This window comes from Desulfurococcus sp., assembly GCF_038881575.1.
Classification (GTDB): domain Archaea; phylum Thermoproteota; class Thermoprotei_A; order Sulfolobales; family Desulfurococcaceae; genus Desulfurococcus.
On sequence record NZ_JAVZPN010000001.1, the window covers coordinates 134531 to 141365 of the forward strand.

8 protein-coding genes are annotated in these 6835 nt (G+C 46.0%); 6 read left to right on the forward strand and 2 right to left on the reverse strand.

The genetic code is table 11. From position 1 onward, the window contains the following. Positions 1–38 precede the first annotated feature (38 nt). The 3 genes from QXV08_RS00680 (at position 39) to QXV08_RS00690 (ending at position 3453) form a co-directional block, all read left to right on the forward strand. The gene (locus QXV08_RS00680) at positions 39–1043 is read left to right on the forward strand and encodes a thiamine-monophosphate kinase (RefSeq protein WP_404990994.1); all 1005 of its coding nucleotides are present in this window, start codon (positions 39–41) and stop codon (positions 1041–1043) included. Between the two features lie 26 nt (positions 1044–1069). Then, on the forward strand, positions 1070–1891 hold the full coding sequence (locus tag QXV08_RS00685; protein ID WP_342791487.1) for a dual specificity protein phosphatase family protein: 822 nt from the start codon (positions 1070–1072) through the stop codon (positions 1889–1891). A gap of 359 nt (positions 1892–2250) precedes the next feature. Continuing rightward, positions 2251–3453 carry a hypothetical protein gene (locus tag QXV08_RS00690; protein ID WP_342785736.1) on the forward strand — a complete coding sequence of 401 codons (1203 nt, stop codon included), beginning with the start codon at positions 2251–2253 and terminating at the stop codon, positions 3451–3453. A 51-nt stretch (positions 3454–3504) separates the two neighbouring features. Here QXV08_RS00690 and QXV08_RS00695 read toward each other — a convergent pair whose 3' ends face one another. Then, positions 3505–4131 carry a mechanosensitive ion channel domain-containing protein gene (locus QXV08_RS00695; protein WP_342785738.1) on the reverse strand — a complete coding sequence of 209 codons (627 nt, stop codon included), beginning with the start codon at positions 4129–4131 and terminating at the stop codon, positions 3505–3507. A gap of 220 nt (positions 4132–4351) precedes the next feature. Next, the gene (locus tag QXV08_RS00700; RefSeq protein ID WP_342785740.1) at positions 4352–5074 is read right to left on the reverse strand and encodes a VTT domain-containing protein; all 723 of its coding nucleotides are present in this window, start codon (positions 5072–5074) and stop codon (positions 4352–4354) included. A gap of 105 nt (positions 5075–5179) precedes the next feature. Here QXV08_RS00700 and QXV08_RS00705 point away from each other — a divergent pair, with 105 nt between their 5' ends. From QXV08_RS00705 to QXV08_RS00715, 3 genes are all read left to right on the forward strand, one after another. Further along, positions 5180–5698, forward strand: a complete 519-nt coding sequence (locus QXV08_RS00705) for a DUF2299 family protein (protein ID WP_342785742.1) — start codon at positions 5180–5182, stop codon at positions 5696–5698. Between the two features lie 34 nt (positions 5699–5732). Further along, entirely contained in the window at positions 5733–6152 is a 420-nt protein-coding gene (locus tag QXV08_RS00710) for a hypothetical protein (protein ID WP_342785744.1), read from the forward strand. Positions 6153–6477: 325 nt separating this feature from the next. Next, positions 6478–6835 (forward strand): helix-turn-helix domain-containing protein (locus QXV08_RS00715; RefSeq protein ID WP_342821368.1); only part of this gene is annotated, 358 nt, incomplete at its 3' end.

Sequence of the window (6835 nt, forward strand, 5' to 3'; positions counted from 1 at the left end):
ATGAAGAAAGATAAAAACATGTAGTCAAGGTGGCTTCATTGAGGGGATCCCTTGGGGAAATAGGTGAGGAAGCGGTAACAAATCTTATAGCTGATAAATTGATCAGCAGGCCTGAGGCAGGTGAGAGCCTCACGCATCCTGATGACGCTAGAGATTTACTGCCAAGGGGCCCTAGGTTGATATATTCCATGGATGCTTATAGAATAAAATCGCTTATGCTTCCATGGAGGACCTGGAGCGATATCGGGTGGATGGCTTTAACCGGTGCACTTAGCGATGTAGTGGTTAAAGGCGGAGTACCTAGTGTAGCAATGATTGGGTTAGGACTTAGCAGTGAAACAGATATCCTGGATTTAGAGGAGCTAGTCGAGGGGCTCCGTGAAGCGAGTAGCTACTATGATGTAAGGATTACAGGGGGAGATACGAATGAAAGCCTTGATCCATGGATAGCTGTCTCAGTAATAGGGTTTACAACCTGTAAGCGTCCCCCCAGTAGGCGTGGGGCCAGGCCAGGCGACATCGTTATCGCCACGGGATCCTATGGCTCGATGGGTTTTGTAGCGCTCCACGGTGTCGTGGAGGCTAGTGGAATAAGCTGGGTCGTTGATAACACTAAGAGGGTGTACTTGAGGCTCGAAGTAGCCAATGTGATCATGTCTACTTATAGATTCATTCATGCTTCAATGGATGTAAGTGACGGACTTGGATATACCTTGGAACAACTCTCGGAGCTCAGCGGGTATGGTATACTCCTCGAGAATCTCCCGGTGCACCCGGCAGGACTTAGAGAGTATTGCAGGAACAGTGTTGAATGCATGTGGAGGTATGTACTAGTTGGAGGCGAGGAGTATGGTGCCGTGCTAGTTGTCGCCGGAGAGTACCTGGATAAGGTGGCTGGGGAACTAGACTACTATGAGATACCATATAGTATCATAGGGAGGGTGGGAAACGTATCTCCCGGAATATATATTGATGGAGCCAGGATCACCGTGGAAAGATGGGATCAATTCAGGGGGTGGGGAAAACGTTCTTCCAATGGGTGATACCTGGTAAGCTAGCTCAATCGCCTATGCCTAGATTAAGTGATATCCCTGCACTAACACGATACTTTACCGGGGTAGTGGCATTAATGGATCAGTATGAGGCACCGTTAAACTATGTTGAATCACTAGCCAGCCACGGCCTGGAGGTCCTATACATGCCTACTAGGGATCAACATCCCGTTGAACTACTCGATCTCTTAAGGGCTAGTTTCTTCATAGAACACCATGTAAAAAGCGGTGGAGCTGTTCTAGTACACTGTGTCGGCGGGCTTGGGAGGAGTGGTGTGGTTACGGCGTCATTCTTGGTCTTCAATGGTTTAACCGCATATGATGCAGTTATGGAGTTGAGGAGTATTATACCAGGGGCGCTTGAAAACCCTTGGCAGGTTAAAATGGTTAGGACATACGAGGTCTTCCTGAATAGCCTAAGTGAGCTAGGGCAGTTACTCCGTAGTGTAGCCAACTGGATTAAAGCAGTTGACTTCAGGATAGCTAGGCATTTATCCAGGGTCATCCAGTTCCACATAGAGTTACACGACCCTCTTCACGTTAATACCCCCTGTATGAGGCAAGGGTTAATGCGGCTCATCACTACGTACTTGTCTGGGAAGAGTATACTGAGCCACATAGACGAGGAGCTATGTCTTCCAGAAGCATTAGACTATGATTACAGTGGTAGAGTGGTTACACTATACATAGATACTGTTGATAAACCAGTTGTTACGTTATTATGTGATGATGATTGCAGTGTAATAACTAATAAAGCAATGGAATGTAGGAAGCACGCACTAGAACTCCTCGGAGGCGATACTGTTTTCAAGTGGGATTACTACTCCAATTACGTTTAGCCAATCCTCTTGGGAAAGCCCAGGACATGAATCGCGTTAATTACCCGGCCGTTTCCTCCTAGGTGTTCGCTTCGGTTATTTCATCATGGTTTCATGGTTGCATCGAGGGGTTCCGCCTTCCTCGGAGGGCTCTCCCAGTTCACCCCATAGGCTCATGGATGGCGGTCGAGCACAACGCCGCAGATCCATCCAGGCTAAAACCCATCTGGGCTCAGAGCGGTGCCCTCATCACCTGGGTGGATCGAGCAAACAACGATTCACCCATCAATCAAACAATATAAACCCTCCTCTAAACACTAAAAATCAGCCTGTCTACTTTTTAACTCATGTATATTACAGAGAGTGATTGGTGCTGCTTCATGGATCTCCCAGTGGCGGCTTTAAACATAGGATTGGTTTCGATAATGGATTTACTGGTGAACCTGGTTGCTGTTAAATACTTTAATTTTAATGCCGTGGAACTCGGGTTACTGAATGCCTTGTGGACCCTTGTCTTCATACCTGTAGTGAAGATCATGGATAGATTAGCTGATGCCGGGAAGGTGAGGCTCTTATGGTATATAGGTAGCTCCTCAATGGCTCTGCTACAAGCCTTGATGTATTTCTCCATGATACTTTACTCGAAGCAGTTGATCTACGTAACCTACATGGTTCACACATTAGTATTTGCCTCTACAAGGCTTGCCGTGAACACATATATTTTTGAGACCAGGGATAGCGACTCATGGAACAAAGCATCGATAATGGTTTCACGGCTTAGACTACTATCCGAGTCGGTGATCATAGTGTCTCTTGCACTAGTCGGGTTCTCCACGATTGTTACATCCGGGTACATGTATCTAGCAATATTATTCACACTCCTACACTTCTCAGGGTTATTAGTGATACATGAACCTCGGTTGAAAATAGAGAGAGTACTCTACAGGCTTGAATCAATGCTTGGAAAGATCTTCATACCCGTCAAGGGGCTTCTCACGCTCTCCTACTTGGAGATAAATGGTTCCATACCATTATCTACAAGGATATATGCATCAGCTCTTGTACCTTCGGGATTGATATTCCTCGCCCTAGTCGGCTTTAGGCTTGGTAATGAATACCTATGGACGCCTCTTCCCTATTATTTAACACAGGTGCTGAGGCTAGGTATTAACGATGTGTTAATGGTTTATGGGCTGGGCAGGCTTACAGCGTTCGCTCTATACATTGCTATCCGCTCCAGCCTGGTGTTTAAGAAGAGTTCCTTTGCAGCGGGCATCCTGGTTAGGCTTCTTGTACTAATGATCCTGGTCAACGTAAAAAGCAGTATCCTGATAGGATTCCTTCTCGGATTAATATACCTGGCAAACGATATAATAGATTCAAACCTGTTCCTAGCATTCGCTAAGAACCGCGGCGGATATGGTGTCGGATTATATAGTTTAATAGGTGAAACAATAAGCCTCATAGGCTCAGCATCCTCGGGCTATTTATATGCTGTAGGGGGCCCATCATTAATCACGGTTCTAACAACCATGTTGTCAATACTTGTTATCCCGGTGGTCTTGAAATCTAGGGGTGAATGACGTGCTTTCCTCCGGGTAGCCATGTTAAAAATTCGTACTGGTTTAGAGGTCTCACGCCCTCTTCCTTATAGCTATCTTCTGTCCGATGATCATGCTACTCGGTATCAGTACTTCAACCCCGTCACTCCTCTGTACAATGGTGAACATTGTTGATATATCCTTGACTTCAACCCCGTTTTCACCGGCTATATCCACTATATCCCCGATCTTGAACGGCCTCGCCAATAATATGAACATCCCTGCGACAGCCTGCCCAAGTACCTGTTGTGTAGCGAAGCCTATGACTAAGCCTATGAAGCCTCCTAGGGCTACTCCAGCTGCTCCACCAGCTACTCCGCCTGCGATGCCTGCTAGCAGGCCTCCTAGGCCGAGTATTTTAACCATGCTCCTCACGGCTGCAGCTGATGATGCACCATATCTAGGCTTCAGCATTGTGTAGAATAACTGTGCTACTGAACCGACTATCATCCAGCCCAGTGCTAGTAAGACTATTATGTAGACGTATGTAGCATAGTCTTTCAAGACCCGTAATCCTTCTAGCTTAGTGGTTTTAACCAGTAAATCCACCCCTTGTGTGAAGAACCATTGCAGTATACCCATTACTATAGCTACTATCACAGCATACAATACTACCCTGGCTAACGCGTTGCCTATAGAGTCCTTACCTGGCTCACTCATATTTCCCACCAAATAATTAATTACTCCAATGCAAAAATATAAATCCTATAATCCAGACCAGAGGAGCGCTGGAACGTTTAAAGCAAGTCTTAAAGGTCGGAGCCCGCTTTAACTATCTTCATTCATCGAGAAGCCTCTCCATATCCCGGGTTCCTCGTCATCCCGGTGAGAGATATATGGTTAACCCTAATTAAATATCCGCTAAAGAACTTGACACTGGTTAGGATTGATTCCCGCGGCGGATTAAGCCTAGGATTCTCTTGATCAAGAATGATATGCGTCCCGGAATCCTCTTCAGTGATAAAGCTATTTCCTTGAGGAGGAAATCAATTGCTTTAGCCACTCCCTTCTCCCCAGCTATATTGCTTACGTTGATCCAGTTTATGGAGCCGGCTACATACATTACTATGATTGTTAAAAAGATGTAGAGTACTATGGAGAGCCATACGGGTAACCCACCCCGCTCTTCGAAGAGGAAGGAGAGGGCTCTTCCATAGATAGCGGCCATGACCGTTATTACTAGTTTACCAGCTAGTAGGGCTGTGAAGAATAATGGGACACTATACCTAGCGTACCCTACAGGTATATACACCACGTCATCAGGTATGGGTAGAGCAGCCGCTAGGAACACCGTCAGGAATACGGCTTTGGAGTGCTTATTCGTCAAATACGATATATTCTGCTTAAACCTCGACTCGCTCCCCAGGGTGCTTAACCCTCTACCTACGAAATACACTATCAGCTTACCCACGCTAGCTCCGAGGGCTGAGACAGCTACAGCTATTATGAGGTTCCCTAAATCCCTGTATCGTGTGAAAAACGGTATTAGCCAGAATAAGTAGGGTATTGTGGAGTATGGTATGGCATTTGAAACGAGGGAAACCATGAAAACCCCTATGTATCCACCGGCTCCATGTAAAACCTCTCTAATCAACTCTATCAAGATGCTGTACCACCATTGTTAACCTAAAGTTATACTTAAAGTCGTACAGTATTAAATAAGCCCTTCAAGAAATAAGTATTGTTAAGGCTAATGGTGGTCTATGGGTTGAGGGAGAGTGTACAGGATCTAATAGTTAAATGGCTGATGGAGGAGTCATTTACAACCAGGAAGCTTGAGGCGCCTCCTGGAGCAGGTATTAAATGGGGGATCAATGTAACTACCCCGGGCAACCCCGGCGTGAACTTCACCGTCGCGAACCCTGTTGACAAGCCGGATAGGTATATACTCGCCCTCGCCATAGTTGTGTCGCCTGAGCATGCACGGGAACTGGAGAAAATGAAGCCTGCTGAGAGGCTTAGGGTAATGAATAGTATTCTATCTAAGGCTCTAACCGTGTGCATAGACTGTAAGATAATGGTGCAGCCGAATATAATTACTCCGCAAACAATAACCGTGAACATGGAGTTTTTCGAGGATGAGTTACGTGGCTACGGTAAGCCGTTCTTTCTAAGGCTTGTATGGAGATTCCTTAACACCTATCTGGCGATAGTTTCAGGGTTTAATGAATGGATGCCTGTGCCGCCGCCCAGCACGGATAGGTTGTCTCCACAAACCTTTATATAGGGGTTAAGTAATAGCGTATCAATGGTGTCCCTTAATGAGGCTTAGGGGACTTATTCCACTATTTCTCCTAGCACTAGTACTCTCGTCAATCTACACTGTAGCCGAGGAGAATACTAATATAACCGGGGTCGATTTGCTCAATGAGTTACTGAGCAATCCAAAGGTATATATAGCGGTATTCATACAATTCATACTGGGACTGGTCCTCGGGTATTTCTCACTGAAGGTCCTCAAGTACATTGTAGCATTAATACTCATCATAGTACTTGGAGTAATACTCTCCGTATGGAGCATAGGCGGGAGCATATATGACTTACTCGCCAAAATATATGGCTCATCCCCACAAATACTTAAAATAGCTGAATCAATCGCCTCAACCCTCGGGTTGCTGACAATCGGCCCCGTCGCAGTAGGCTTTATAGTGGGAGTGGTAATCGCCTGGGTTAAGGGTTAGGTATCACGGTTCTTTTATGCTGCCGCGAATTTAACTATAGGTTTAAATGTTTTTGAATTCTCTGTCGGCGATGAGCCTTAGTGTGGTGGGCATCTATCCATAGATGAGAGTCCCGTGTTATTGGCCCGACAAGGCTCCATGAGGTGTAGGTGAAGCTAGTGAACCCGTAGCAAGGGTCAATCCTTCGCACGGAATCAAAAACACATTGAAAACTATCTAGAAGCACCGTGAGAGAGAACGCTTAATGCTTTACCAGGTGAAGAATGCTTATTAACTTTTCTATACATACTGATCGTTCGGGAAATACCGGACAAAGGTGTACTCTGTGAAAGGGTTGATAACTCTACTGAACACCATAGGGTTGAAACCCAATACGGCCAGGATCATGGCTGTACTGGTAACCAGTAATAAAGCGCTTACACTGAGGGAGATATGTGAGGCGACAGGTTACACTAAGAGCCGGGCCTCGGAGCTCATGAAACTGCTTGAGGTGAGTGGATTAATAGAGGTGACTATTGTTAAGAAACGGGCTTATTACAAGGCTAAGATCGATGAGCTCGTGAAGCGTGTGGAGAGGCACCTGGAGAAACTAGCAGAAGCCCTGGAGGCAGCCCATCATGAAAGCGGTATCAGGGACTTCATGGAGATCGCGAGCAATATTAAGGTGTCACGTAAAGGAGGTA

Excerpts from the sequence above, each read along its gene's own strand:
- QXV08_RS00710 (WP_342785744.1), top strand. The coding sequence starts at position 5,733 with ATGAGGCTTAGGGGACTTATTCCACTATTTCTCCTAGCACTAGTACTC.
- QXV08_RS00695 (WP_342785738.1), bottom strand. The coding sequence starts at position 4,131 with ATGAGTGAGCCAGGTAAGGACTCTATAGGCAACGCGTTAGCCAGGGTA.
- QXV08_RS00685 (WP_342791487.1), top strand. The coding sequence starts at position 1,070 with ATGCCTAGATTAAGTGATATCCCTGCACTAACACGATACTTTACCGGG.
- QXV08_RS00690 (WP_342785736.1), top strand. The coding sequence starts at position 2,251 with ATGGATCTCCCAGTGGCGGCTTTAAACATAGGATTGGTTTCGATAATG.